The organism is Ruania alkalisoli (assembly GCF_014960965.1).
GTDB lineage: Bacteria > Actinomycetota > Actinomycetes > Actinomycetales > Beutenbergiaceae > Ruania > Ruania alkalisoli.
Map to the genome: position 1 here is coordinate 2,616,217 of NZ_CP063169.1, position 24,545 is coordinate 2,640,761.

Annotated in this window: 24 protein-coding genes; 3 read left to right on the plus strand and 21 right to left on the minus strand. The window is 67.9% G+C overall.

All coding sequences use genetic code 11. The features are described from left to right. Position 1: 1 nt before the first annotated feature. The 12 genes from IM660_RS11605 to IM660_RS11660 form a co-directional block, all read right to left on the minus strand. Complete coding sequence (locus IM660_RS11605; protein ID WP_193495667.1) at positions 2-793, minus strand: ABC transporter permease; 792 nt, start codon at positions 791-793, stop codon at positions 2-4. Beyond that, positions 790-1,563 carry an ABC transporter ATP-binding protein gene (locus IM660_RS11610; RefSeq protein WP_193495669.1) on the minus strand — a complete coding sequence of 258 codons (774 nt, stop codon included), beginning with the start codon at positions 1,561-1,563 and terminating at the stop codon, positions 790-792. The genes IM660_RS11605 and IM660_RS11610 overlap by 4 nt, the downstream gene beginning before the upstream one ends. Next, positions 1,560-2,927: an amidohydrolase family protein gene (locus IM660_RS11615; RefSeq protein WP_193495671.1), complete on the minus strand. Its 1,368-nt coding sequence runs from the start codon at positions 2,925-2,927 to the stop codon at positions 1,560-1,562. The genes IM660_RS11610 and IM660_RS11615 overlap by 4 nt, the downstream gene beginning before the upstream one ends. After that, positions 2,924-4,012: an ABC transporter substrate-binding protein gene (locus IM660_RS11620; protein WP_193495672.1), complete on the minus strand. Its 1,089-nt coding sequence runs from the start codon at positions 4,010-4,012 to the stop codon at positions 2,924-2,926. Before IM660_RS11620 ends, IM660_RS11615 begins: the two co-directional genes overlap by 4 nt. 138 nt (positions 4,013-4,150) lie before the next feature. Then, a complete protein-coding gene (locus tag IM660_RS11625) occupies positions 4,151-4,735 on the minus strand; it encodes a helix-turn-helix domain-containing protein (protein WP_193495674.1) in 585 nt (194 codons plus the stop codon). Between the two features lie 256 nt (positions 4,736-4,991). Further along, a complete protein-coding gene (locus IM660_RS11630) occupies positions 4,992-5,447 on the minus strand; it encodes a GNAT family N-acetyltransferase (protein WP_193495676.1) in 456 nt (151 codons plus the stop codon). Positions 5,448-5,570: 123 nt separating this feature from the next. Further along, positions 5,571-6,383, minus strand: a complete 813-nt coding sequence (locus IM660_RS11635; protein WP_193495677.1) for a hypothetical protein — start codon at positions 6,381-6,383, stop codon at positions 5,571-5,573. Between the two features lie 511 nt (positions 6,384-6,894). Then, positions 6,895-9,159, minus strand: a complete 2,265-nt coding sequence (locus tag IM660_RS11640; protein ID WP_246464919.1) for an FAD-dependent oxidoreductase — start codon at positions 9,157-9,159, stop codon at positions 6,895-6,897. Positions 9,160-9,162: 3 nt separating this feature from the next. Beyond that, a complete protein-coding gene (locus IM660_RS11645; RefSeq protein ID WP_193495679.1) occupies positions 9,163-10,083 on the minus strand; it encodes a MurR/RpiR family transcriptional regulator in 921 nt (306 codons plus the stop codon). A 45-nt stretch (positions 10,084-10,128) separates the two neighbouring features. Next, on the minus strand, positions 10,129-11,463 hold the full coding sequence (locus IM660_RS11650; protein WP_246464920.1) for an ABC transporter substrate-binding protein: 1,335 nt from the start codon (positions 11,461-11,463) through the stop codon (positions 10,129-10,131). A 61-nt stretch (positions 11,464-11,524) separates the two neighbouring features. Continuing rightward, entirely contained in the window at positions 11,525-12,412 is an 888-nt protein-coding gene (locus tag IM660_RS11655) for a carbohydrate ABC transporter permease (protein WP_193495681.1), read from the minus strand. Continuing rightward, complete coding sequence (locus tag IM660_RS11660) at positions 12,412-13,362, minus strand: carbohydrate ABC transporter permease (protein ID WP_246464921.1); 951 nt, start codon at positions 13,360-13,362, stop codon at positions 12,412-12,414. The genes IM660_RS11655 and IM660_RS11660 overlap by 1 nt, the downstream gene beginning before the upstream one ends. A gap of 201 nt (positions 13,363-13,563) precedes the next feature. Here IM660_RS11660 and IM660_RS11665 point away from each other — a divergent pair, with 201 nt between their 5' ends. Then, positions 13,564-14,016: a group II truncated hemoglobin gene (locus IM660_RS11665; RefSeq protein WP_193495682.1), complete on the plus strand. Its 453-nt coding sequence runs from the start codon at positions 13,564-13,566 to the stop codon at positions 14,014-14,016. A gap of 52 nt (positions 14,017-14,068) precedes the next feature. Here the strand turns inward: IM660_RS11665 and IM660_RS11670 are convergent, their stop codons facing one another. Next, positions 14,069-14,662, minus strand: a complete 594-nt coding sequence (locus IM660_RS11670; protein ID WP_193495684.1) for a class I SAM-dependent methyltransferase — start codon at positions 14,660-14,662, stop codon at positions 14,069-14,071. 100 nt (positions 14,663-14,762) lie between these two features. On the opposite strand from IM660_RS11670, the gene IM660_RS11675 reads away from it, so the two are divergent. Further along, on the plus strand, positions 14,763-15,368 hold the full coding sequence (locus IM660_RS11675; RefSeq protein ID WP_193495686.1) for a class I SAM-dependent methyltransferase: 606 nt from the start codon (positions 14,763-14,765) through the stop codon (positions 15,366-15,368). A 17-nt stretch (positions 15,369-15,385) separates the two neighbouring features. Here IM660_RS11675 and IM660_RS11680 read toward each other — a convergent pair whose 3' ends face one another. From IM660_RS11680 to IM660_RS11715, 8 genes are all read right to left on the minus strand, one after another. Further along, a complete protein-coding gene (locus tag IM660_RS11680; RefSeq protein ID WP_193495687.1) occupies positions 15,386-16,498 on the minus strand; it encodes an MFS transporter in 1,113 nt (370 codons plus the stop codon). Between the two features lie 84 nt (positions 16,499-16,582). Then, entirely contained in the window at positions 16,583-17,617 is a 1,035-nt protein-coding gene (locus IM660_RS11685; protein WP_089772583.1) for a TAXI family TRAP transporter solute-binding subunit, read from the minus strand. Further along, positions 17,614-17,988, minus strand: a complete 375-nt coding sequence (locus IM660_RS11690) for a cupin domain-containing protein (protein WP_193495688.1) — start codon at positions 17,986-17,988, stop codon at positions 17,614-17,616. The genes IM660_RS11685 and IM660_RS11690 overlap by 4 nt, the downstream gene beginning before the upstream one ends. Beyond that, positions 17,975-18,655, minus strand: coding sequence for a DUF2848 family protein (locus IM660_RS11695; RefSeq protein WP_210768964.1), 681 nt, complete (start codon positions 18,653-18,655; stop codon positions 17,975-17,977). The genes IM660_RS11690 and IM660_RS11695 overlap by 14 nt, the downstream gene beginning before the upstream one ends. A gap of 38 nt (positions 18,656-18,693) precedes the next feature. Further along, entirely contained in the window at positions 18,694-19,512 is an 819-nt protein-coding gene (locus IM660_RS11700; RefSeq protein ID WP_193495690.1) for a carbon-nitrogen family hydrolase, read from the minus strand. Positions 19,513-19,595: 83 nt separating this feature from the next. After that, on the minus strand, positions 19,596-20,213 hold the full coding sequence (locus IM660_RS11705; protein ID WP_193495691.1) for a GntR family transcriptional regulator: 618 nt from the start codon (positions 20,211-20,213) through the stop codon (positions 19,596-19,598). Between the two features lie 48 nt (positions 20,214-20,261). Continuing rightward, complete coding sequence (locus tag IM660_RS11710; RefSeq protein ID WP_210768965.1) at positions 20,262-21,446, minus strand: FAD-dependent oxidoreductase; 1,185 nt, start codon at positions 21,444-21,446, stop codon at positions 20,262-20,264. Between the two features lies 1 nt (position 21,447). Then, positions 21,448-23,445: a TRAP transporter permease gene (locus IM660_RS11715; RefSeq protein WP_193495692.1), complete on the minus strand. Its 1,998-nt coding sequence runs from the start codon at positions 23,443-23,445 to the stop codon at positions 21,448-21,450. Positions 23,446-23,567: 122 nt separating this feature from the next. Between IM660_RS11715 and IM660_RS11720 the strand changes: the two genes are divergently transcribed. Further along, positions 23,568-24,407: an alpha/beta hydrolase gene (locus IM660_RS11720; protein WP_193495693.1), complete on the plus strand. Its 840-nt coding sequence runs from the start codon at positions 23,568-23,570 to the stop codon at positions 24,405-24,407. Positions 24,408-24,545: the final 138 nt, after the last annotated feature.

The following is a 24,545-nucleotide window of genomic DNA, read 5'->3' on the forward strand; positions in this document are numbered from 1 at the left end:
CTCACCGGCCCTCCCAGTTCACCACTACCTTGCGCACGGTCCGCACCAGCACATTCAGCGCGATACCCAGGGCGGAGAGGATGATCAGGAGCGCAAACACCGCAGCGGTCTCCATCCGCCCCTGCGCCTGCAGGATGAGTACGCCTAGGCCCTCCTGAGCGCCGACGAACTCGGCCACGATCGCCCCGATCATCGAGTTGGCGACGGCCAGTTCGAGACCGCTGAAGATCTGTGGGAGCGCCGCGGGGATCATCAGCCGCATCCGCAGTTGCAACGGCGAGGCCCCGTTCACGCGGAAGAGGTCGATCTGGTCCTTGTCCACGCTGCGCAGCCCGTGGATGGTGTTGACCAGCACCGGGAAGAACGCCAGCAGCACCACGACCACCACCTTCGAGGGCAGGCCGAAGCCGAACCAGATCACGAACAGCGGCGCGACGGCGACCTTCGGGATGGACTCGATCGCCACGATGTAGGGAAAGACCACCCCGTACACGCGCGGCAGCTGGGCCAGGGTGACTGCCAGCGCCAAGCCGAGCGCCACACCGATACCCAGCCCGAGGAGCACCTCGGTCATCGTCGCACCGGCGTTGCTGAGATAGCGCGGGAACGCTTCGGGGTCGAACAGCGCGTTCAGCACGTCACTGAGGACCGGTACGACGTAGCTGGGGGTGCCGAGCGCCGTCGGGAGGAACTGCCAGGCGAGCAGCACGACGGCCAGTACCGAGAGGGTGCCGACCAGCTGACCGCTGCGCCCACTCCCGCGGGCACTGCGCATCGCGGAGAGAGTGCTCATGCTGCTGCCTCCTTCTCGAAGTGACGCCGGATGGTGGAGCACAGCGCCCCGAACTCGGGGGTGCCGAGTAGCTCGAGGGTGCGTTCCGGGCCGAACGGCACCTCCACTTGGTCCACGATTCGCCCCGGCCGGGGGCTCATCACGATCACCCGTTGGGCGAGGAACACTGCCTCGGGGATGGAGTGGGTGATGAGCACGACGGTCTTGTGGGTCTCTCGCCAGATGCGGTTGACCTCGACGTTGAGCAGATCGCGGGTCATCGCATCCAACGCCCCGAACGGTTCGTCCATCAACAACATGGACGGTTCGTGCACGAGCGCCCGGCAGATCGCGGCCCGCTGCTGCATCCCGCCGGAGAGCTCGTGCGGGCGTTTGCTGGCGAAGTCGGTCAGGCCCACCATCTCCAGCAGCTCATCGGCTGCCGCGCGGTCTGCCTTGCTGGGCCGGCGCTGAAGCGAGACCGGCAGCAGCACGTTCGAGCGCACGTCCTGCCAGGGCAACAGCGTGGCCTTCTGGAAGACCATCCCGACATCGGCTGCCCCGCTGCCCAGCTCACGCCCGCCAAGGGTTCCCACCCCGGAGGTGTGGTGCTCGAGGCCGGCGAGGATCTTCAGCAACGTGGTCTTGCCGCAGCCGGAGGGCCCCACGATCGCGACGAACTCGCCGTCGTCGATGCGCAGGTCCACATCGGTCAGGGCAGTCACGTCCCCGGTGCGTGTCGGGTAGACCTTGCCGAGTTGTTCGAGCTCGACGATGGGCGAGATCGTCATAGCGAGACTCCGTAGACGTCGCAGAGGTTCTGGTGCAGGACCCGCTCGACGAGCCAGCCGGCCTGCCGGCGGGTCCAGAGCCCGTCGCTCACTCCGGACTCGAGCACGCCGTCGAGGGCGGTGCGCGCCCGGCGGGTGGAAGACACGTGCATCTCGGGCGAGCCGGTATCCGTGCCATACATCACGCGGTTGGCGGGGAGCAGTTCCAACCACTCCTCCAGCACCCGGGTGACGGTGTGGTGCTGCAGGTACGGCATCCAGGAGAAGTCCAGGTGCACGTTGCCGTGCATCTGGGCCAGCGCCGTCAGGTTGGAGGAGTAGGGGAAGCCGCCGTGGATGAGGATGATCTGCAGCCGGTTCAGGGCCGGGTCGCCGATGAGTTCCTCCAGCAGCAGCGGGTTCGCGGTGCTGATCCGCAGACCGGGTTCGGTGTGACCGAACCCGGTGTGGATCTGTACCGGCATCCCCTCGGCTGCCGCCCACTCCAGGATCCGGAAGGCGAGGTGGTCGGCGAGCACCTTGTGGGAGGTGGCGTCGATTCCTGACGGCGCAGGGATCGTTCCGTACTCCCGCTCGCCGGCCGTGGCGCCGGCCAGGTCCGCCCACGCCGTCAGGGCCTCGGCTCGGTCCACGCGCTGGAACTGCAGCGTGCGTACGTAGGCGGAGGCGATCTTCAGGCCGATGAATCCCTCGGCCCTGCGGTGCCGGAGAGAATCCAGCACGAACTCCTCGTACGCCTCCAGCGTGGCCGGCACATCAGTGCCGGCGATCTCCAGCTGACGCTCGAGCACCCGGGCGAAGATCCGCCGGAAGCGTGGTGCATCGGTCCCCCGTCCGGTCCACGTGGGGTGCCCGAACGGGAACAGGTAGGGGTCGATACGGGCGATCGGCTTGTACCGGGCGTGCGGCCAGGCCACCGGGTCGATCTCGGGAATGTCGGTGAGGACGGCGGCGGTATCGGAGAGCAGCAGCGCGCGGTCGTACAGGCCCGGGAAGTCCTCGATGCGGGACTGCTTCGAGACGGCGATGGTCTCCTCGCGGCTCAGGCGGCCGTACAGCGCCTCGCAGCCTTCCCGGAGCGCGGCGGCATGCACGGTGGTGGACTGCCACCGCAGGCTCTGTTCGATGAGGGCGGGGATGCCGAGCCGCTGGCCTAGCTCGGCTGCCTCGGCCGGGCGATCGGATTCCACCAGGGCCATGTAGGCCTGGTAGTCGGCGTGGTCGAGGTGCCCCTCCACGTGGCCCATCGCGTTCTCGATCTCGTAGGAGTCGATCCCGGAGATGCGCTGGCCGGGGCGGACGTAGCCGGCGTGGGAGTGATGGTCGATGGCGGGCACGCCCGCGGTGTAGGTCAGCTCGCTCACGGGGTCCACTCCTGTGCCTCGGCGATGACGGCGTCACCGTCGAAGTCGTTGTAGTCGGCCACCAGCGTGTTGGGTACGTGGGCAGCGGCGTCGATTTCGGTGTCGATGATGGAGGACTCGAGCGCGAAGTCGGCCCAGGACTGGATGGCCTCGTCGGAGTAGGCGCCCCAGGTGCCGTTGGCTTGGGGGTCGCCGGCCACGAGGAGTTCGATCCGGCGTTCGAGGGCCACGAGGTCGGTGGCGAGTTGTTCGTCCTCACTCACCCCGGCCAGTCGGGTCTGGGGGTAGTCGGCGTACATGATCCGCAGCGCCGCCTCCGGGTTGGTGGCGGTGAACAGGGTCGCGCGGGCCACTGCACGTCCGAAGCCGGCCACAGCCTCGGAACTGTCCTCCAGATACTCCGGGGAGGTGAAGTAGGTGGTGGAGAACAAGGACGCCACCTCCGGTGTGGTGAAGTACCGCAACTCGGTGCCGTTCTCCTCGAAGGCGGCGTACTCGGTGTCCCACAAGGACAGGGCCTGCACCTGATCGGTCTCGAGCGCCTGCAGGGCTGCGGCACCCACACCGACGGCCACGTTGCTGAAGTCCTCGTCCTCGACGAACGCGATGGAGTTCAGGATGCCGTTGGACAGCTGCAGGTTGGAGCTACCGAGACTGGACTGACCGATGGCGGCGCCCTGGAGGTCCTCGAGGGACTCGATGCCGGAGTCCGCGAGCACGGCGATGGAACCGGTCTGTTCGCGGATGTAGTTGTAGACCAGTTGGACGTCTTCGCCGTCGGCAATGGTCTGCCACAACGGCTCCGCCGGGGTGGAGCCGATCTCCAGGGAGCCGGTGTTGACGCCCTGCACGATGGAGACCGAGTCGGTGGTGTGGACGATCTCGACGTCGAGGCCTTCGTCGGCGAAGTAGCCCATGTGCTCGGCCACGGCCATGGGTGAGTTGTTAGCGCCCATCTGCGTCGGGATGCCGAAGCGCAGTGGGGTCAGTTCCTCGCTGGTCTCGCTCGAGGCTCCGGAGGAGCAGGCGGCGAGCGTGGCTGCTAGTGCAGCCGAGGCGAGTACGGCCAGAGGTGTACGGGACATGGTGGGGTCCTTTCGGGTGTGCGGAAGCAGACCCAGGGGGCGCTTGCGCGTGGGTCGGGCTGCGGCGTCGGGCCGCGGTGACGGACGGCGAGGCTGCGGGAGGGGTGGGTGTCGCCGTCGTGAGAGGGACGCCTGGGATCAGACGCCCGGCTGGTCCTTCCATACCGGTACGGAGGGTGGGGTAACCACCCAGACCGCTTCGGCATCGTCGGGACCGGGATTGCGGACGTGGTGGGGTGTGGACGTGCGGAACTCGACGCTGTCGCCGGCCTGAAGTACGTGGTTCTCGCCGCCGATGGTGATACGCAGGATCCCTCGGGTCACGAGGCAGATCTCCTGGGAGTCACCGTGGGTGTAGTGCTCGTTGCCGGTGCCCTGGCCGGGGGCGTACTCGGAGACGAGCACTTCGACATTGCCGATGGGGGGTTGGGTGATGCCGTAGTGGGCGACGTCCCCGTCGGAGAATAGGCGGGGGCGTTCGGACCGGCGCAGCACGCGTCCGTGCTCCGGTGCCGGTTGGAACAGCTCCAGCCACGTGATGCCGAAAGCCGCCGCAATGGCGCGTACCACCGCGATGCTGGCGTTCTTGTGCCCGTTCTCGATCTGGCTGATGTAGCCCGGGCTGACGCCGGCGCGGCCGGCCAGGTCACGCATGGACAGGCCGGTCGTGGCACGCAGTTCACGGATCCGCTCACCGAGTGCTTCGTTGTCGGGCTGTTCCATCTCGTGCTCCTCGCCAGTAATCACGGTGATTACTTTTGGTGAACACACCGTATACAGGGTGTCAAGGCCGATGGGTTTCCCGGGTGTTACCGGTGCGTAACGAGCGCATCCAGGCGCCGTCGAATCCGCGATGGGCAGAGATCTCGGTCCGAGAGCGGACGAAACTGACGGTCATACCGCCATCCATGGCTCTCACGGGCCCTCGTTGGCACCATTCCCGTCAGTTTCATCCGCGATCGCACGTGACGTGCGGCGATCAACGACCGCAGCGATCAATGCGCCGCCACGGCCACTCGGCCCGGAGCCAGGCGTGCACCGCATCGGCCACCGGCTCGTCGAGGTGTGCCTCACTGGCCCGTACCCAGGACTGGACGGTGACGTCGTACTCCGGATCGCGGGTCGGGTAGAGGTAGACGCAGCCGATTACAGTGCCGTCGGGATCGAGCACGGTGAAGGTGAATCCCCGGTGCGCGGTGAAGTCCGCAGCGTGCCGGGTCAGGTCCGCGAGGTTGTCCTCGAGCGACATGCCGGTCGCGGGCGGCCATGAACCATCGGGATAGCCGGGCGTGGTGCGGATGTGCTCGATGCTCGACGTCCACGCGGCGAGGTCGGCCTCGTTGTGCTGCGGGCCGAGCGGTTCGAGCCGGAAGCGGTCGGTGACCAGTGCGGTGGGCGGAACGAAATCTGCGGGGACGAATCCGGCGATGGACATGGGGCGACAGTACCCCTGGGTGCCTGTGGTTGGCTGCCGACATCCTTCGGGGAACAACCCCGCAGATCTGCCGAGGTGCGATGGGACGCCACCGAGAGACGCCGTCCGTCGCGAACACTGCCGTCAGGAGACGGAGCTACCCAGGGTCACGTCCATCTCGCCTCCGTTGTCAGTGACCACGGTGGCGGTATCACCGATCGCCACCTCCCCTGGGATCCAGACGATCCACCATCCGTCCATCACTGTCGCCTCGACGAAACTCCCATCAGCGGTGTGAAGAGTCAGGGCTTCCACCGCTGAACCGGCCGTTCCCACGGCCAAAGTGACCGGGTCGCTGGTGATCGGGGGCGTATATGTGCCGGCCCCGAGCAGCAGCGCACCATCCTCATCATCGGGCCAGGTCACGTTGCCTGAGCCGGGGACAGATCCCATCGCCACCGGGTAGTACCCCAGGGCCGACTCGTCATCAGGCAGGGTGAGACAGACCTGGTAGGCGTCGCCTTCGCCGAGCGAGAGCATCATCCGGTACGGTCCTCGCTGCTCTGCAAGCAACGGACTCACCGGGATCATCTCCACGTCCGGACCCGGGCCAGGAATCTCCGTTGGGCAGATCTGAGCCATCACGCCGATGTCCGACGAAGCGACCCCGGTCGGCGTGGACGTCCAGCCGGCATACGCTGGCGCACTGTCATAGGTGCTGACCGTGAGCGCCCCCACAGCAACGAGTGCGGCTGCTGCGGCGCCGGCGAGGATGCGGCGGGTGGCCACTGGTGGCTGGTACGGGGTGAGGCGGCGTGCTTCCTCACGTGATGTCGCGCCGTCAGCGATGCGCGTGTTCACCCGCTCCAGCAGTGCGCGGGACTCCGCCTCGGTCACATCCTGTTCGGGCGGCTTGAGCGCACTGACCGCGCGCAGCAGCGTGGACTTCTCACTCATGCCGAGCCCCCGGGCAGCGCACGGCCGACTCGGCGCTACTACGACGCCACGCCACCACATACGTCTCGGCCACGATGTCCTCGGCCTCCGCCTCCGTATGGCGGCGGATGAAGGCCAGCAACTCACGGTGATGCTCCCGCTAAAGAGCCTCAAACCGTCCCTCCGGGCCGGCCTTCATCCACCTTCTCCCCGTCCCTACACCTCTACATGTCCGGCATCCCCGGGTTGATTACATGCGAGTGTGAGAAATTTCTGACGGAGCTGGTGCAGGGGCGCGGCGCCTCGGCCCGTCAGCCGCCGAGCGCCTGGGCTACACCCGGGATGCGGGACCGGTACTCCTCCAGTAGCTGGCGTGTACTCCTCCAGCAGCTGGCGTGCGACTACCGAGGAGTCGACCAGAGGGTGGGCGCGGTGAAGGGGTAGGCCGACGACCTCGCACGATGACGACCTCGCGCGATTACTCTGGCGGCCGATCGCCCGACCGCGCGGAAGGCGAGGTCCACGCCGCGGGCTAGTCCTCAGGCGCCCATGCGCGAAGAGAGACCACCCGGGCCTGGTGGGCGCCATTCGTGCCCGTCACCACCAACCGAAGAGCCATGGCGGTCACAGGATTCGGCAGGCGATGGCGCCGGTGCCGCACCCGATTGGCTGTGATCTCGGCGATCACCGCACGCCTACCGGCCTTGTCGACGACCTCGATCCGGTAGTCGCGCACGAGCGTCGGCAGCACGTCGAACGGGGTTCGGTGGTGGTGGAGGTTGATCAGGTCCTCATCGAGGTCGTCGTCGAAGATCACGGCCACCTCCCCGATCGTGACAGGCTGATCCCAGGACAGGTCCAGGTGCGGCTCTGGGTCCATGCTCAGCGGTTGTGAGACCCACATCTGGGGTCCCGCCCAAGGCCGCGCGTAGCCGCCGATCGCTTTCTCCGCCGAGAAGGCGTCTGTGGCTGGTGCGAGCCGCAGACACGGGGCACGACGGTGCAGAACCTGCTTCCACGCACGCCACTGCTCGGTGTACCGCTCCTCGCGGGCGAGCTCGCGGTAGGTCAGGGTGACAACCCCCGGCAACGGCGTCGACGAGGTGTGCACGACGACACTCGGATTGGCCCGGAGGACGAGGAACGCGTTCTGCGGTGAGTCCGGGTGCCAGCGCACGGGCACTGTGACCCATTGGGCTGCCCCGGCGGTGACCTGCACCGACGAGCTGACCACCTTCTCGTGCGGGACATAGTTCTGCGGCCGGCTGACTGTGTGCACATCGACCACCAGCTCGGTGTCCCGGTCCGCATCGATCAGCAGTTCGAGACCCTCCATCGCTGGATCCACGGGGACCACGATGCCCAGAGCGGAGGTGAGCTCCCACGTCCCCGCGGACGTGGTCGCACCTAGCACGGTGAGCTGCGAACTCGCCGTGGCTCGGGCAGTGACGGCACGGTCGGCAGGATCGTCGTGACGCACGCCCAGCACCGAAGCATCAGCGCGCACGATGGCTCGGCGCACGTCGTCGAAGTAGTCGGTGGCGAGCTCACGTGGGGTGCAGCCGCGCCGCGTACTCAACGCGGCGCCGATCCCGGCTGCTTCACCGATCACTCCGCACGTCGCCATCACCCGGGTGCTGCCGAACGCGACGTGCGTGGCCGAGATGTTGCGGCCCGCCATCCACATGTTGGAGACGTTCTGGGAGTACAGGGAGCGCAGCGGGATGTGATAGTTCCCGTCGGGGTGCCAGTGACGCGATCCCTTCTCGGTGGCGTACATACCCCCGGGTGGGTGCAGATCGATGGACCACCCTCCAAAGGCCACCCGGTCCTCGAACGGTGTCTGGCCGAGCACGTCGTGCTGGGTCAGCACATGGTCGCCGAGGAAGCGGCGATACTCACGCTTGCCCGGCACCGATCCGATCCACTCGAGAGTCAGATTGTCGGCATCGAACGTGCCAGAGTTCTTCAGGTAGTCCCAGATCCCGTAGATGGCCCCTTGCAGCTCGTCACGGATCTCCTCGTTGTCCGCCACGACGTCTCGGTCGCCGCCCCACTCGATCCACCAGTAGTCGCACCCGTTGGCCCCCTCATGGATCTCCCGGAGTGTGGGGATGGAGGTTTCGGTGATGTCCCGGGCGAACGACGGCGGCACGTACTTCACCGGGTATCCGACGTCCTTGACGTAGAACAGGATCGTCGAGCCCAGCGTCTCGGCGTCGGCGGACTCGGGCGCCCAGGACTCCTGGAACTCGTCGCGGGATTCGCGGCCGGTCCGGTACCGAGCCCCGGCGAGAAAGCCGACGAGACCATCACCGCTGGCGTCGATGTAGGCCGCGGAGCAGAACTGCAGCCGACGCTCTGACCCCATCTGCCACCCTGAGACCGACCTGATCCGACGATCCTCGATCGGGCCGTCGGCATCAACCTCCCGGACGTCGGTGTTCAGGAACAGCTCGATCCCTGGTTCGGCGCGCACGGCTTCGAGCAGCACGAGGTCCCAGTAGTAGGGATTGCCCTCGGGGTTGGTGAACTGGTTCTCGACGAACAACTCGCCCATGATCCCGGTCTCGCGTGCGTAGTGCTGGACCCCGTGGGCTGTGGCACCGCACACCCATACCCTGACCTCGCTCGAGGAGTTCCCTCCCAGCACGGGCCGGTTCTGGACCAGGGATACCCGCATCCCCTGCCGTGCGGCGGCAAGCGCCGCACAGACTCCGGCCAGCCCGCCACCGACCACGGTGATGTCGCTGTGCACCGTTTCCAGCGGAATGAGGTCACCGTCGTAGGACGTCACGTGTTATCGATCTCCATGAGCAGTAGGAATCTTGTCGAACAGACTTGCCGCCAACCCGAGGCCTCCCGGCACTCGCTGGGCGACGAGCACCCAGAGCAGCGAGGTCGTCAGCGTGTCGCTGGCGCGCCCGGCGAAGAAGTCGGTCCACGTCAGCCCTTCTCGGATACCCGTGAAGATGCTGATCTCCGAGCGCTCGGCGAGAACCGAGTCCGGGTCACCGGTGATGGCCACCGTGTGAGCGGAGTTCTTGCGTGCACGGTCACAGAAGTCCAGGCCGACCGCATCGCTTCCGCTGCGCGAGAGGATGAGTGCGACGTCACCGGGCCCCATCATGCTGGCCAGCACCTGCGAGGTCACGGCAGCGTCGTGGAACCAGACCGGCAACCCGATCCGGAGCAGCCGCATGTACAGCTCGGACACGGCCACCGAGTCCGCCCACTCGCCGTGCAGGTGAATACGGCGCGCGGAGGCGATCCAGTCGGCGGCTTGAACCACCAGCTCGACGTCGATGGCACCCATGGCCGTGCGTGCCGCGCGCTGCTGATTGGCAGCCAGGACCTCCAGGACCGCCTGCGGGCCGTCTTCGGGAAGAATCTCATCACCGATGTCCCGGTGCCAGCCTGCTTCCATCTCACGCCCGTGCTCGGTGGCGATGGCGGCGCGCATCCCAGGGAACCCGGCGAAACCGAGATACGCCGCCAACCGGCTCAGGCTCGCGGGCGAGACGTCGGCCGATCGCGCGAGGCTGGTGATGGAGGATTCGCCGACCTCCCCGGGGTGGTCGACGATGTACTGCGCACTGCGGGCCATCGTGCGCTTGAGGCGCGGCAGCGCTTCACGCAATGCCTGCAACGGGCTCGGCCCGTAGTCGACGTCCGCGTCACGCTGATGGTCCGCACTCTCCGTACCCTCCCGATCTGTCATGCGCCTACTCCCTCTTGCCTCGATGTTCCGGTGAGCCACACACCATCAGGAGATCAATGCGTTCACTGCTTCGCCAGCCGACCGCATTCCTTCCTCGGGTGTCTGGTTGCCCAGCAGAACGGCCTGGACGCTGTCGGCAACGGCCGTCTCCATCTGCGCGTACTCGGTGAACTCCCAGAAGGGACTGGGCGTGGCCGTGGCTGTGATGTTGTCGGTGAAGGCCGTGAGGAACTCGTCCTCTTGCACCTCCGGGCTCTCGAGCCCTTCTGTGGTGGTGGGCGGGTTGCTCGAGGCATCGAAGTAGCCGAGGATCGTGTCCGGATCCGAGGTCAGCCACTGCGCGAACTCGGCACCTGAGGTGGACTCCTCGCCGTCGGTCACCACGAGAACGTGTCCCCATGCCAGTGCTTGCGGGACGTCGCCGGCATTGCGCACCGGGCGCGCCACCGGGATCATCTTCGAGCGGATGTCGGCATCGGGAGAGTTCGTCACCACGATCGCTGAGCCGATCGGCGCATCGTCGTAGTAGGCAGTCCGCCCCTGACTGAACAGGTTGCGCGCGGCGCTGCGCTCGATGTCGGGTGCGATGAGGCCGTCGGTGTAGAGCTTCTTGTACCAGGTCATCGCCTCGATGGAGGCTTCGTCACCCACGGTGCAGCGCCCGTCCTCGACGACGGCCGATCCGAAGGTCTGCATCCAGACGATGAAGTCCTTCAGCTGGGCCACCTCGGTGGAGGCCGCATACGGGACGATGTCACTGCCCAGGCTCTTCACCTCCCGCAGCACCTCCTCGAACTCGGTCAGGGTGCTCGGCACGAAGTCGACGCCGGCCTGCTCCAGGAGTTCGGAGTTCCCGATCAGCCCGATCGCCGCCGTAGTCCACGGGATCCCGTACTGCACGCCGTCGAACTGACCTGTTCCCAGCGAGGCTTCGGTGTACCCGGCGTCGCGGGTGTACGTGGACAGGTCCACCAGCGTGCCGGTGGCGACCATCGGCGCCAACCAGGCGATGTCGAGGTGGGCAACACCGGAGAGCTCACCGCCACGGCTCTGCAGGATCATCTGGTTCAGAGCCTCGTTGTAGGCATAGCTCGACGCGGTGATGCTGATGCCCTCGTCGGAGGCGTAGTCCGCCACCGTCTGCTCCAGCCACACCTTCGGCGGGTCCTCGGACAACGCGAACGAGGTGAAGGTGAAGTCCTGGCCGCCCTCGCCGGAGGGTTCTCCGGCCGCCCCAGGGTCTGTACCCCCGCCGTCGGAGCAGGCCGTCAGGCCCAGCCCGCCAAGGCCGAGGGCACCGCCGAGGCCGAGCAGGTTCCGGCGACTCAGCCCCGTGGCGAAGGTCCGGCGGTTGCGGTTCGTGCTGGTCATGCGGTTCATCTGCGATCTCCTTCGTGACATGCGTGGTCGCTCATCGGCATTGATGGTGGACATGGAGTGGTTAGCCCTTGACTGCGCCGGCAGTGATACCGCCGACCAAGTGGCGTTGGAGGGCCACGAAGGCCACCGCTACGGGCAGCGCGACGAGGACGGAGGCGGCCATGAGCTCGGGCCAGTCGGTCGCGGCTTCACCGATGTAGCGGTTGACCAGGGCAGGCGGGAGTGTCTGGCGCTCAGGACCGGTCAGTGTCAAAGCGAAGATGAAGTCGTTCCAGCCGCGCATGAACGCGAAGAGCCCGGAGGCGACTAGGCCCGGCGCGGCCAGCGGAAGCACGATCGCGTGCAGCGTGCGCCAGTTGGACGCACCGTCGATCTTCGATGCTTCGATGATGTCGTCGGGGAGGTTGTCGAAAAACCCTTTGAGCATCCACACGCACAGCGGCAACGTGAAGGTCGTGAACGAGATGATCAGCACGAAGTAGGTGTTGAGGAGCCCGAACGTCGAGAAGACCCCGTAGAGCGTCACCAGCAGCAGCGCCGAGGGCAGCATCTGACTGGACAGGACGAAGTACAGCAGGGTGCGTCGCCCGCGGTAGCGGAACTTCGAGATGGAGTAGCCCATGTACATCGACGTCACCACGCTGAGCACGGCAGTGATCACCGAGACGATCACGGAGTTCGCCAGCCAACCGAAGATCTCCGGATCGGTGAAGACGCTGCGGTAGTTGTCGAAGGTGACCGACTCCGGGAAGAAGGTCACCGGGTAGCGGTACACCAGACTGTCCGGGGTGATCGACGTGATCAGCAGCCAGTACACGGGAGCGAAGGCGAACAACCCGAAACCCACGACGGCGGCCCACGGCCCCAGTGGAAACCTGCGCCTTCTCGTGTGCGTACGTGCCACGGCCTGCCGGCGCGGAGCCAACTGCGTTTCAGTTCCCACGGCCATCAGTTCGCCTCTTTCCGCTCGGAGAATCGGACGTAGACGACCACGAGGATGAGCAGGACGATCATCCACAGGATCCCGATCGCGCCCGCCTGCCCGAGGTCGTAGGAGCGGAACGCCGAGTCGTAGAGGGCGGTGGCCAAGGTTTGGGTGGTCTGTGCTGGTCCACCGCCTGTCATCACGAAGATCAGGTCGAAGTGCTGGAAGTTCCAGATGAACTCGAGCAGGATGATGATCCCGGCGACGCCGCTGATGTGCGGCCAGGTCACGGTCCAGAACCGGCGTACCTTCCCCGCACCGTCGAGCGAGGCCGCTTCGTGCAGGTCCTCCGGCACGGTCTGCAGGGCGGCGAGGAGCATGACCATGATCCAGGGGAACGCGTTCCAGGACTTCGCCACGATCAGTGCGCCCCGGGCGGTGGCGGTGTCGAAGAGCCAGGCACGCGGCTCATCGATCAGCGACAACTGCTCGAGCAGGCCGTTGAGTGCGCCATAGCTCGCATCGAAGATCCACATCCACAGGAACGAGACGACGACGGCGGGCAGGAGCCATGGGAACAGGAAGGCGCCGCGCAGGATGCTGCGACCGGGCAGTCGTGCGTTCAGGGCGAGGGCTACCCCCAACCCCACGACGAACGGGAGGACCGTCGCGCCGACGGTGAAGATCCCGGTCTGCCACAACAGCCGGAGGAAGTCGTCTCCAAGTGCGGCCTGGATGTTGGCCAGGCCGACGAACTCCCTGCCTGGGTAGAGCAGACTCTCGCTGAAGAAGGCTGAACTCAGCGAGCGCACCAGTGGGTACAGCACCACGGCGAGCAGCATCGCCACACCGGGCAGGATCAACAGCCAGGCGAACCGCAGATCGCTGATCCGGCGAGCGGACCGCTGAGGCTCGTGGGCAGTCGATCCGGATGCGTCTCGCCGCTGCGGTCGCACCTTGTTCGTCATGGTCATGATCCATGCCCCGGGCGGGCCCGCTCCATAGCGATCTCCTTCGATCCGACGGCGTTTCGGAAGAGATTATCGCTTTAGTGATCTCAATACAACTAGTTCGACAATCTTCTTCGCTCTCTCGACGTGAGAATGCCCGCGTCCACCAGATCCAGACCGCACACCCCGAAGGCGGCTCGGCGACGGCGGGGCTACGGTACGGCTATGGCGTCCAGCATCTACGCAGCCATGGGCGGCGCCGACGCTGTCCGGTCCCTCGCGCAGGCGTGGCACCGTCGGTGCCTGGCCGACCCGATCCTCGCCCATGCCTTCCATGCCGGTGTCCATCCCGAGCACACCGACCGGCTCGCCGCCTACTGGGCCGAACAGCTGGGCGGCCCTGCCGAGTACACCGCTCACCTGGGCACCTACGCCGAGGTGATCGCCAAACATTCGGGAAACGGCCCGCACGAGCAGATGGATGGTCGCGCGGTCGCCGCATTCACCCTGGCGCTCGACGATGCCGCGATCCCGAACGATCCGGACCTACGGTTCCAGCTCATCGCGTGGTTCACCTGGGCGACCGCGATGCTGAACCACCGGTGGTCCGACCCGGAGGACGTCCCCGCGGATCTCTCGCTGCCGCAGTGGGGCTGGGAGGGCACTCAGGGCTGGTAGGACCTGCTTGCGCCACAGTGAAATCGGTGCAGCATCTCGTCAGTCCAGCACCTCACCCGCGCCGGCAGGTGAGCAGGAAGCCGGGCAGGCGCAGTTCCGCCCCCTGCCAGTGGGCACGTACCTCGATAGTGCCGACGGCGCAGCTCACCCAGTGCGGGGAAGGGAACCATTCGCGCAGGCTCGCCTCGGTCAGGTCCCACCCCTCGTCGGCCTCGGCAGAGACGGCGAGGACCGCCACGAGGGCACCAGGGCCACAGATATCGGCGAGCTGGGTGATGTAGGCATGCCGTCCCTCCTCATCGAGCACGTGCAGCAGTCCGCAGTCGATCACCGTTCTGGGCCGGACGCCCAGATCGGTCAGGTGCAACGCGTCACCGACCTGGAAGTCGACGTCGACTCCCCGTGTGGTCGCCTTGACTGTGGCGTGCTCGATCGCCGGTGCGGAGCCGTCCACGCCGATGACCTGGTGTCCACGACCGGCGAGAAGCAGTGCCAGCTCCCCGGTGCCACACCCGACGTCCAGCACGGGATCGTCGATGGGCGTGCGATCGAGGAATGTTACGAGGGCCGGTTGCGCCTCGCCGATATCCCAGGGTGGCGGCGTCTGCGCGGCATACTCCGCGTCCCAGTCGTGTTCGTGGGCCATGCGCCCACCTTTCCACCCGGTCATGACACCCGCCAGGGGCGCTGCCCCCGGAACGATCACGCGCACTGCGGCAGCCTGCCGGTCAGGGACACTGGTGCTCATGGTGGAGAAGAACCTCTGGGCGCAGAAGGTCGAGCAGGACCCGCAGCATTCGCACTGGTATGTCCAGCGCTTCAAGAACATGGCCGCCGAGGGTGCCGACCTGCACGGCGAGGCGCGGATGATCGATGCGATCCTGCCGCGCGGGGCGCGCGTGCTCGATGCCGGCAGCGGACCGGGCCGCCTGGGCGGTGAGCTCGCGCGCCGCGGGCACACCGTGGTCGGCGTGGACGTCGACCCGGTGCTGATCGATGCCGCCCAGGCCGAGTTCGGCGACTGCACCTGGCTGCTGCAGGACCTCGCCGAGCTGGACCTGGCCGGGGCGGGCGTGCGTGAGCCGTTCGATGTCGTGGTCGCCGCGGGGAATGTGATGGCGTTCCTCGCTCCCAGCACCAGGCGAACCGTGGTGACCAACCTCGCTGGTGCGCTCGCGCCGGAGGGCCGCCTCGTGGTGGGGTTCGGCGCGGGCCGGGGCTATGCGGTCGAGGAGTTCTTCGCCGACGCCCGCTCTGCCGGGCTCACCGAGGACGTCCGGCTCGCCACCTGGGACCTGCGGCCCTGGACCCCCGACGCCGGCTTCCTGGTCGCAATCCTGCGCACCGCATAACGCGGCAATAACCCGATTCAACCGTTCCCGGGCCGCACCGACCGGGTCAGTACCACCGCCGCCACCACCGCACTGAACGCCCCACCGAGGACAAGCACGAGCGTGATCGGCAGGCCCGCCATCAACCCGGCTGCCGCCACGGGACCGAGCACCTGGCCCGTCCGGGCACAGCTCTGCCACCAGCCGAACCACGCCCCGTCGCCGACCGCGCCGATCCGGGCCGCAAGCACGGGGTTGAGGATTCCGTAGAAGACTCCCGCACCCACCAGTGCGGCCACGGCGAGCGACCCGGGCAGCACCCCGGCACCGACCAGGAAGAACGCGCCCGCTCCCCAGCCGGCCACCGCGAGCACGGCGACACTCCCCCGGGTACGCCATCGACCGGTCGCGAAGGTCGCCAGCGTCGCCAGCGCTGACTGCACAGCGAGCGCCCAGCCTCGCCAGGTCAGGTCCACCCCGTTCGCGTCGAGCAGCAACGGGGTGAGCAGCAGCAACCAGCCGAACACCAGCACGTTCAGCAGCACGGTCATCACCAGGATGCCGAGCACCTCCCGGGGTGGCCCACGTCGGGAGGTGCGGGACGCCGTCGGCGGCTCCCCATCCTGACCACCGGCAGGCAGCACCCGCCAGACCACCAGGGCCGCAGGCAGGGCGAGACCGTAGAAGGCGAACGGGGCGGCGGTGCTGTACCCGCCGAGGGTGGAGCCGATCAACGGCAGCACCACCATCATGGTGCTCACTACGGCGGCGTTGTAGCCGATCGCACGGACCCGCCACCGGGGCGAGACCGACCGGGCGATCTGGAACGACAGGGCAACCAACCCGCCTCCGCCGATGCCCTGCAGTACCCGCAGCAGCACGGCCGCCGGGAACGTCGCCACGAGCGCGAGAGCCACACCGGCTGCACCGAACATCAGCAGGCACAGGGCCAACGCGAGGCGGCGCCCGCGCGCCCGTGCCAGCCGCGCGGCGAGCACCCCGGTGACGATCCCCGGCAGCATCACCGCGGTCTGGAAATAGGCCATCAGGTCGACGCCCACCCCGTACCGGACCGCGAGCTCGGGCAGCACGGGGGCGAGGAGGGAGACGCTGGAGACACCGAGCGCGGTGGCGCCGAAGGCCACCGTCATGGTGGTACGGTCGCGCGTCACGTTCCCCCTCGGACGAGCCCCGGCCACGCGTGCACGCGACCGGGGCGGTTCAGGTACAAGAGATCATTCCATCAGGCCGGCGTCCTGGTAGTACTGCTCGGCGCCCGGGTGCAGGTCCACCCCGCCGGTGTTCTCCGCGGTCCAAGCCGTCGCGGGGTCGAACCCGGCCATGCTGGCGTTCGCCTCGCGCAGGGAGTCGGCCGAGTCGATCACGGCTTCGGTGATGGCGTAGGCGACGTCGTCGGGCATGTCGGCCGAAGCAATCAGGGTGGTGGTGAAGCCGAGGAGCTGGACGTCCTCGTCCTGTCCGGTGAACGTACCGCCGGGCAGGGTGGCCGCCTGCAGCCCGAGCGGTTCGAGCGCTGCAACGGCGTCGTCGTCGATGTCGAGGATGCGGATGTCGGAGGTCTCGGCGAGCTCGGTGATGTTGGGGTGCCCGGCGGTGATCGCTTGGATCCACAGGTCGGCATTCCCGTCGCGGAGGGCGTTGGTGGCCACGTCGGTGCTGGTCGGCTCGAAGCTGCCACCCCAGGATGTGACGTCGTCCACGCTGGTGCCGTATGCCTGGAGCACCAGCTGGGTGCCGGCGTCCCCGAGCGAGCCGCGCGGCTGGCTGACCAGGTCGGCGCCGATCTGCTCGTCCACCACCTGCCGCAGCGAGTCCACGCCGGACCCGGCCGGGGTGATGGGACCGAAGTAGTACTGGTCGAGCCCGCCGACGAGTACCCGGAGGTTGTCGAAGGCCTCCCCCTCGAAGGGGGTGCCCTCGGTACCGTTGACGGCCCAAGAAGTGACGGCGCTGAAGGAGGTGGCCAGGTCCGCCTCGCCGGTGGCCACCAGTTCGGGGTTGCCGATGGATCCGGCGTAGGTGAGAACCTCCACCACGGAGTTGTCCTCGAGCGCCGGTTCGATCGCCTGCCCCATGCTGACGGCATAGCTGTACCAGGCCGAGCCCTGGTCGAGGGAGGCGAAGGACAGATCGACCGGCCCCTCACCACCGGAACCACCACCGGAGTCGTCGGCGCATGCCGCGAGGGTGAGAGACACCGTCGCCAGCAGGGCGAGTGCGGTGGCGGAACGTGTCTGCGTGCGGGTCATCGTGAACTCCTGTCGTCGGGGGTGGAGGGTGCCTCGTAGCGGACCTCGAAGGTCAGGCACCCCTCCTCGGTCGCCCAGGGACCGTGCTCCATCTCGGGCGGGCGGCAGGCGAACATGCCTGCGGTGAAGGTTTCGCCGAGGCGCAGGTCGGTCATCGAGCCTTCGAGGATGTAGACCTCTTCCCAGAAGTCGTGGGTGAGCGTGCCGTTCGGCGTGGTGTCAGTGCCGGGAGCGAACCGCAGCAGGCGGGTCACCACGCCGGGTCGTCCGGTGCCGGTGAGGATGCGTTCGGTGAGCTCGGGCACCTTGCCTTCGCAGGGGGTCCAGGCGACGGCGTCCGTCGGGGAGAATTCGATCTCATCCTTGGGCATGGGCTGCTCCTTCCGGGGCGGTGACGGCGGTGCGATAGGTGAGGCCGAGGCTCGCCTCGGGCGTACGCAGGGCGAGCTCCCAGTGCGTCCCGTACTGGAAGTCGCCGGTGAGCAGGGGGACCGTCCCGCCGAAGAGGACGAGGTCCTCCCCGCCGTCCAGACCCTCGCGTTGCTGCAGCAGGCGGAGGGTCTCGGTGAGCGGTCGGAGAGCCGCGGCCGACCCGCTCTGGTAGGCGACGCCGTCGACGGTGGTGGTCAGCTGGATGGAGTCCCAGGCGGACTCCAGTTGGCCGAACTCGACCGGCAGTGCCGTGGCACTGAGCGGTTTGGGGCAGCGCTGCTTGGACTCGGCGATGGAGATCGCCTCGTGCTCGCGGTCGGTGTGGTCCGAGCCGACCGTGAGGTAGTACCTCCCGGCGAGCCGGATCAGTACCGGCTCCACCTCGCCCGACGTCTGCGTGCCGGTGACGGCGGTGGTCTCACCGAAGCTCAGCGTGCCGCTCGGCATCGGGTAGAACTCGGGCACGTTCTCCGGCGGCGCCACCCCGATGCGGGCCAGCTCGTCGATGTGGTGGCGCACAGCGGCCTCGTTGCGGCCGGTGTAGCCGGCCACCACTACTCGCACCGTGGGTGCATTCAGCGTGGCCGGGTCGAGCTCGATCGTCATCACAGTCTCCTTCATCACACGGTCGGTCGTGGCCCTCGTCACAGGGCGGCGTAGCTGGGCAGCCGGTCGGCGAGCACGGGGAACTCGTGCCGGACGTCGGCGACCTGACTGGGCGTTATCTCGCACACCGCCACCTGCTCGGCTTCGTCGAGCTCTAGCAACACCTCTCCCCACGGGTCGACCACGCGGCTGTGCCCACCGAGCTGGGTGCCGGCCTGAGTGCCGGCGGCGTTGCAAGCGATCACGAAGAGCTGGTGCTCGACGGCCCGCACACTGGTGAACAGTCGCCAGTGCCGCAGTCGGGCGTGCGGCCAGGCAGCGGGCACGATCGCGGCGGTGGCGCCGAGGTCGGAGATCCGCTGCCACAGCCCTGGGAAGCGCAGGTCGTAGCAGGTGGTGGCGGCCGTGCGTCCGACGGGACTGTCGGTCACGCTCACCGAGGTACCGGGCTCGAGCAGCTGCGCCTCCGCGGACTGGTAGCCGAACACGTGAATCTTGGAGTAGCTGGCCGCGATCTGACCGGCCGGGTCGAGCAGCACGGTGGTATTGCGTAGCCGCCCACCGTCACCCTCCTCGATCACACTGCCGGCATGCACATAGGTCTCCCGCTGCCGGGCGATCTCGGCGAGGCCGGTGATCGTCGGGCCGTCGAGCAGCTCGGCACGGTCGCGATAGTGGTCGAAGGCGAAGTAGCCGGGCGCCCACAGCTCGGGAAGCACGATGAGGTCGCAGTCGGGCAGGTCGGCGATCATGTCGTGGACCCGCTCGCGGCGGGTCTCGGGGCTCTCCTCGTCCGGACTGGCGATCTGCACCAGCCCGATGCGGGTGGTGGAAGGGTGAGGGCTCCTCGCGCTCATCCGAGTTGTCTGGTCTGAGCCCTGCGGTGCCTCACTCCGGCACACCTCGTCCCTCGCCGTGCCTCCGTGGGGGCTCCTCGCGCTCATCCGAGCATCGCCTCCAACGTGTTCTGCAAGTGATCATCCGTTGCCGCACGTGCGCCGGTGGCGTCACCGGTGCGTAGCTGATCGACGATCTGACGGTGTTCCTCCACCACCCGGGCCGCCCGGTCCTCGGTGCTGCTGACGGCGTAGACGCCCATCCGCAGCTGGCGGTCGCGGAGCTCGCCGTAGAACTGATCGATCACGGCGTTGCCCGCGGCAGCCACGATGCGGGAGTGGAACTCCCGGTCGAGCTCGATGAACTGCACCGGGGCCGACCACAGCCCGACCTGGCGTTCCAGCAGCTCGTCGAGCTCGTCCAGGGGCACCGGCTTGGCGCCGGTGAGCAGCGTGTCCACGGCCCAGGTCTCGATCATGCTGCGGGCCTGCATCACCGCCCGGATCTCCGAGTCCGGCAGCGGCGGGACGTAGGCGCCTCGGTGCGGGATGCGCTCGAGCAGGCCCTCGGACTGTAACCGCATGAACGCTTCCCGTACGGGTGTGCGGGATGCGCCGGCCTCCTTGGCGATCTCCGCCTCGTTGAGGAAGGTCCCTTGGTCCCGTGGCAGCGATGCGATGTAGGACTTGACCCATTGGTAGGTCTCAGTGCGGACGTCCATGGCACTCCCCTTCTGACGGTGCACCCTCGGTGCGTGGCTGGCCGGGCATCATCGCGCCCGGGCGATCTCGGCCACCATGCAGGTGTGCCGGACGTGCTCGCGGTGGCGCACCGGGTCGGCGGCGATCTCACGCAGCTCAGCGAACTGCCGCTGCCGCGCGGTCTCGTCACGCTCGCGGATGCGACGCCAGTTCTTGTCCGTCTCCACCGCCACATAGGCCCGGCTCACCTCGCGGCGCCGCTGGTCGTAGACGTCCAGGTCGGCCTCGTCCAGGGTGCCATCGAGCCGGTCGGCGAGCAGGGACGCGAGCAGGTACGCATCGTGGATGCCGCTGTTCATCCCCAGCCCACCGAGCGGGTTGTTGATGTGCGCGGCGTCTCCGGTGAGGAACACGCGCCCCTCCCGGTAGGTGCCGGCGACCCGTTGGTGCACCCGGTAGACGGTGGTGTGCAGGATCGGCCAGCCGCCGGGACGCTCCCCGATCGTGGCCATCAGGCGCTGCACGTTCTCCGGAGCAACAGCTTCGGTCTCGGTCTGCCCCTCCCGCACGGGGAACATCGCTCGCCAGTGGTCCGGGGTGCGCAGCAGCACCAGCCACTCGGCCGGGTCGGAGATGTAATTGACGTAGGAGATGTCCGGCATCCACGCCTGGATGTCTTCCCTGGTGGAGATCACCACGTACCGCTCGGGGTAGGTTTCCCCCTCGAAGCTGATCCCGAGCGAGGTACGCACGGCACTGCTGGCGCCGTCGGCCCCGATCAGGTAGTCCGCTGCCAGGGTGGAGCCGTCCTCCAGGACGGCACGAACGCCGTCGGGGGCGTTGTCCACGGAGGCGACGCGGGCGCCGAAGGTGACCTGCACGTTCGGCATGTCGGCGACCTTCGCCAGAATGATCCGGGTGAGCTTGGACTGCTCGCACTGCACCCGGAACGGGAACCGAGTGTCCTCGGCGAGGGTGTCCAGCCGGAACTCGGCCACCAGACCTTCACTGCGGTCTCGGTGCTGGAAGGTGGGCACGTCCAGGCCCTCGGCGCGCAGTTCTTCGGCGAGACCGAGCTCGTCGAGCATCTCCAGCGTGGGCGGGTGGAAGGTGGAGGCGCGGGACTCGCTGCTGAGCGCCTCCCCCGCTTCGAGCACATGCACCCGCACGCCGCGGTTCGCCAACATGAGGGCCGCCGTCATACCCACGGGCCCTGCGCCGGCGATGACGACCTGGGCGTCATTGTCTGCCACGTCAGTTCTCCTTCCCGTTCGAGACCTGCTCGAACGCGTTCTGTTGGTCGGGGGTTGTGGAGAGTTCCGGCTCGACGGCGTCCCCCGGGTTCCGCGTGGCGCTCGCCCTGGTGAGTACGACCGCGACGACCAAGCCGGCCGCAGCGATCGCGCTGACGATCTCCCCGGGGTAGATGAGGGCGATGGCCAGGACGAAGAACACGGCGCGCTGCCAGCCGGAAAGGATGCGGCTCTGGTAGCCGATCACCGCCGCTGCCAGGGCGTACACGCCGAGCGCAGCGGTCGTGGCGAACCAGACGGCGCGCCAGGGTCCGTCCTGAAGCAGTAGCGCCGGGGAGAGCGCGAATGCGAACGGGATGAGGTACGCCGCCAGGCTGATGCGGAACGCGGTGAGCCCGGTCTGGTGCAGGGGACTGCCGGCGATCCCCGCGGCGGCGAACGCGGCGAGCGCCACCGGTGGGGTGATCATCGACATGCACGCGAAGTAGAAGACGAACAGGTGCGCCGCGATCGGCGGCAGGCCCAGCTCGATCAGCGGGGGCGTGAGCAGCACGGCGGCCATGATGTAGGCCGAGGTGGTGGGCATCCCCAGGCCGAGCACGATGGAGCCGATCATCGTGATGATCAGGGCGAGCACGAGGTAACCGCCGGAGAGCAACAACACCAGCTCGGTGAATCGCAAGCCAAGGTTCGTCTGCACGATGACACCGACGATGATGCCGGCCACTGCGGTGGGCAGGGCCACGTTGACTGCTCGTTGGGCACCGATCTGGAGGGCCTTGAGGATCGCTGCGGGAGTGAACCAGGTGGCGCGACGCAGGAAGTTGATCACCACCACGGCGGCGATCGCCAGGAACGCCGAGGACATCAGCGACCGCCCGGAGAGGATGAGCGCCACCAGCAGGATCAGCGGCAGGAGCAGGTGGATGCGGCGGACCACCTCGGCCATGGGGGTGCGTTCGTCGGCACCGATCGGGCGCAGGTCTTCGCGCTGTGCTTCCTTGTGCACCATGAAGTAGCCGGCCACGAAGTACAGCACGGCCGGGATGAGTGCGGCGAGGGCGACGGCCCGGTAGTCCCAACCGAGCATCTGGGCCATGATGAACGCGCCCGCGCCCATCACCGGGGGCAGCACCTGCCCGCCGGTGGAGGCGAGCGCCTCAACGGCGGCGGCGAACTTGGCTTTGTACCCGGTGCGCTTCATCAGCGGGATGGTGAACACTCCGGTGCCGACCACGTTGGCCACGGCGGAGCCGTTGATGGAGCCCATCAGGGCCGAGCCGAGCATGGCTGCCTTCGCGGGGCCGCCGCGGGCGCGTCCGGTGACCGCGAGGGCGAGGTCGATGAAGAGCTTGCCGCCGCCGGAGACCTCGAGGAAGGCGGCGAACAGGATGAAGTAGAAGACGTAGTCAGCCGAGACTCCGACGGGCACGCCGAACAGGCCCTGCGGGGAGAGCATCTGCAGGTCGACGAAGCGTTCGAAGTCCAGACCGCGGTGGCGCAGCACTCCGGCGAGCTGGTCACCCCAGAGCTGATAGGCAAGAAAGATCAGGGCCACGATCGACAAGCTCGGCCCGACGACGCGGCGGCAGGCCTCCAGCACCACGACCAGCAGCGCGATCGCGACGATCTGATCGCCGGCGGTGACCTCGTCGATGAAAGTCACGCGTTCGGAGATGCGCTGGGAGTTGAGGACGTAATAGGCGCCAATGGCCAGGGAAGCGAGGGTGAGGACGATGTCGCTCGCAGTGGCCCATCCGGGCGCCCGGCGACCGGACGGGGTCTCTCCCTCGTCGGAGTGATCGCTCACCCGGCGGCGGTAGGAGCGGCGGAAGGGATGGATCGCGAACACCAATGCCATCCCGAAGGCCACGTGCACGGGCCGGAACACCATCGCGTGCGGGGCTCCGGCCGCGGCGGCGTAGAGCTGAAACACCGACCACGCGATGGCGAGCACGGCAACCGGGCGCAGGAACTGCCGATAGCCGTCGGTGACCATCACGCCTCCTCGTTGGTGGAAACAACTTCGTATCCAGGTTGTATACAACGAGTATTTCGGGCACGTGTCGGGTATGTCAAGACTGGTGTCGAGTTGCGGTCCCGCCCGCCTACCCTGGGCCGATGAGACGACGGCTGGGCGTGCTGGTGCTTTTCGCTGCCGTGCTCGCCGCCTGCAGCGCGTCACCCCAGCCCCCGACGGCGGAGGTCACTTCCCGGATCGAGTACGGTTCCGCGCCGGAACAGTTCGGCGACCTGGGGGTACCCGGTGGCATCCCTGGCGGGCAGAGCCGGCCGGTGGTGGTGCTCATCCACGGCGGCTTCTGGCAGGCCGGCTACGGTCTCGGATTCATGGAACGGTTGGCCGAGGATCTGGTCGAGCGTGGGTATGTCACCTGGAACGTCGAGTACCGCAAGGTCGGCGAACCGGGCGGCGGGTATCCCGGCACGCTCGAGGACGTCGACGCCGCGATCGAGCACCTGGCCGCGCTGGCCGCCGACGGGCATCCGATCGACCTGGAACTGGTGGTCGTGGTGGGACACTCGGCCGGTGGGCATCTGAGCCTGTGGGCCGGTACCCGCGACGATGCCGAGGTGGAGCCGGTGCTGGTGGTCGGGCAGGCGCCGGTGCCGGTGCCGGACCTGGTGGCCGCGGCCCGGTCCGGGATGGGCGGCAGCGCCGTCAGGGACTTCATGGGCGGCACGCCCGACGACGTCCCGGCCGCCTACGCGGCTGCCTCCCCCGCCGAACGCTTGCCCGGGACGGTGCCTCAGCTGGTGGTCCAAAGGGGCGCCGATCCGGTGATCCCCGAGCCGTACGTGGCCGGCTATTTCGAGCGCGCACGCGAGGCGGGGGCGGCCATCGAATACGTCGTGGATGACGAAGCCGACCATGGCACGCCGATCGATCCGGGGAGCGATCTGTGGGACGCGGTCGTGGAGCGGTTGCCGGCGCCGGGCTGACGGGCGACCTGGCCTTGGCCGCTGGGTGGTCCGACTGGGCCCTTAGCCATGAAGACCAAGACTCGTGACTCACGTCGTCGACGGCCCGGTCGCCTGGTCTCCACGCTAGGAGTCGCGCCCCGGGTCCTGTTTCTCGAT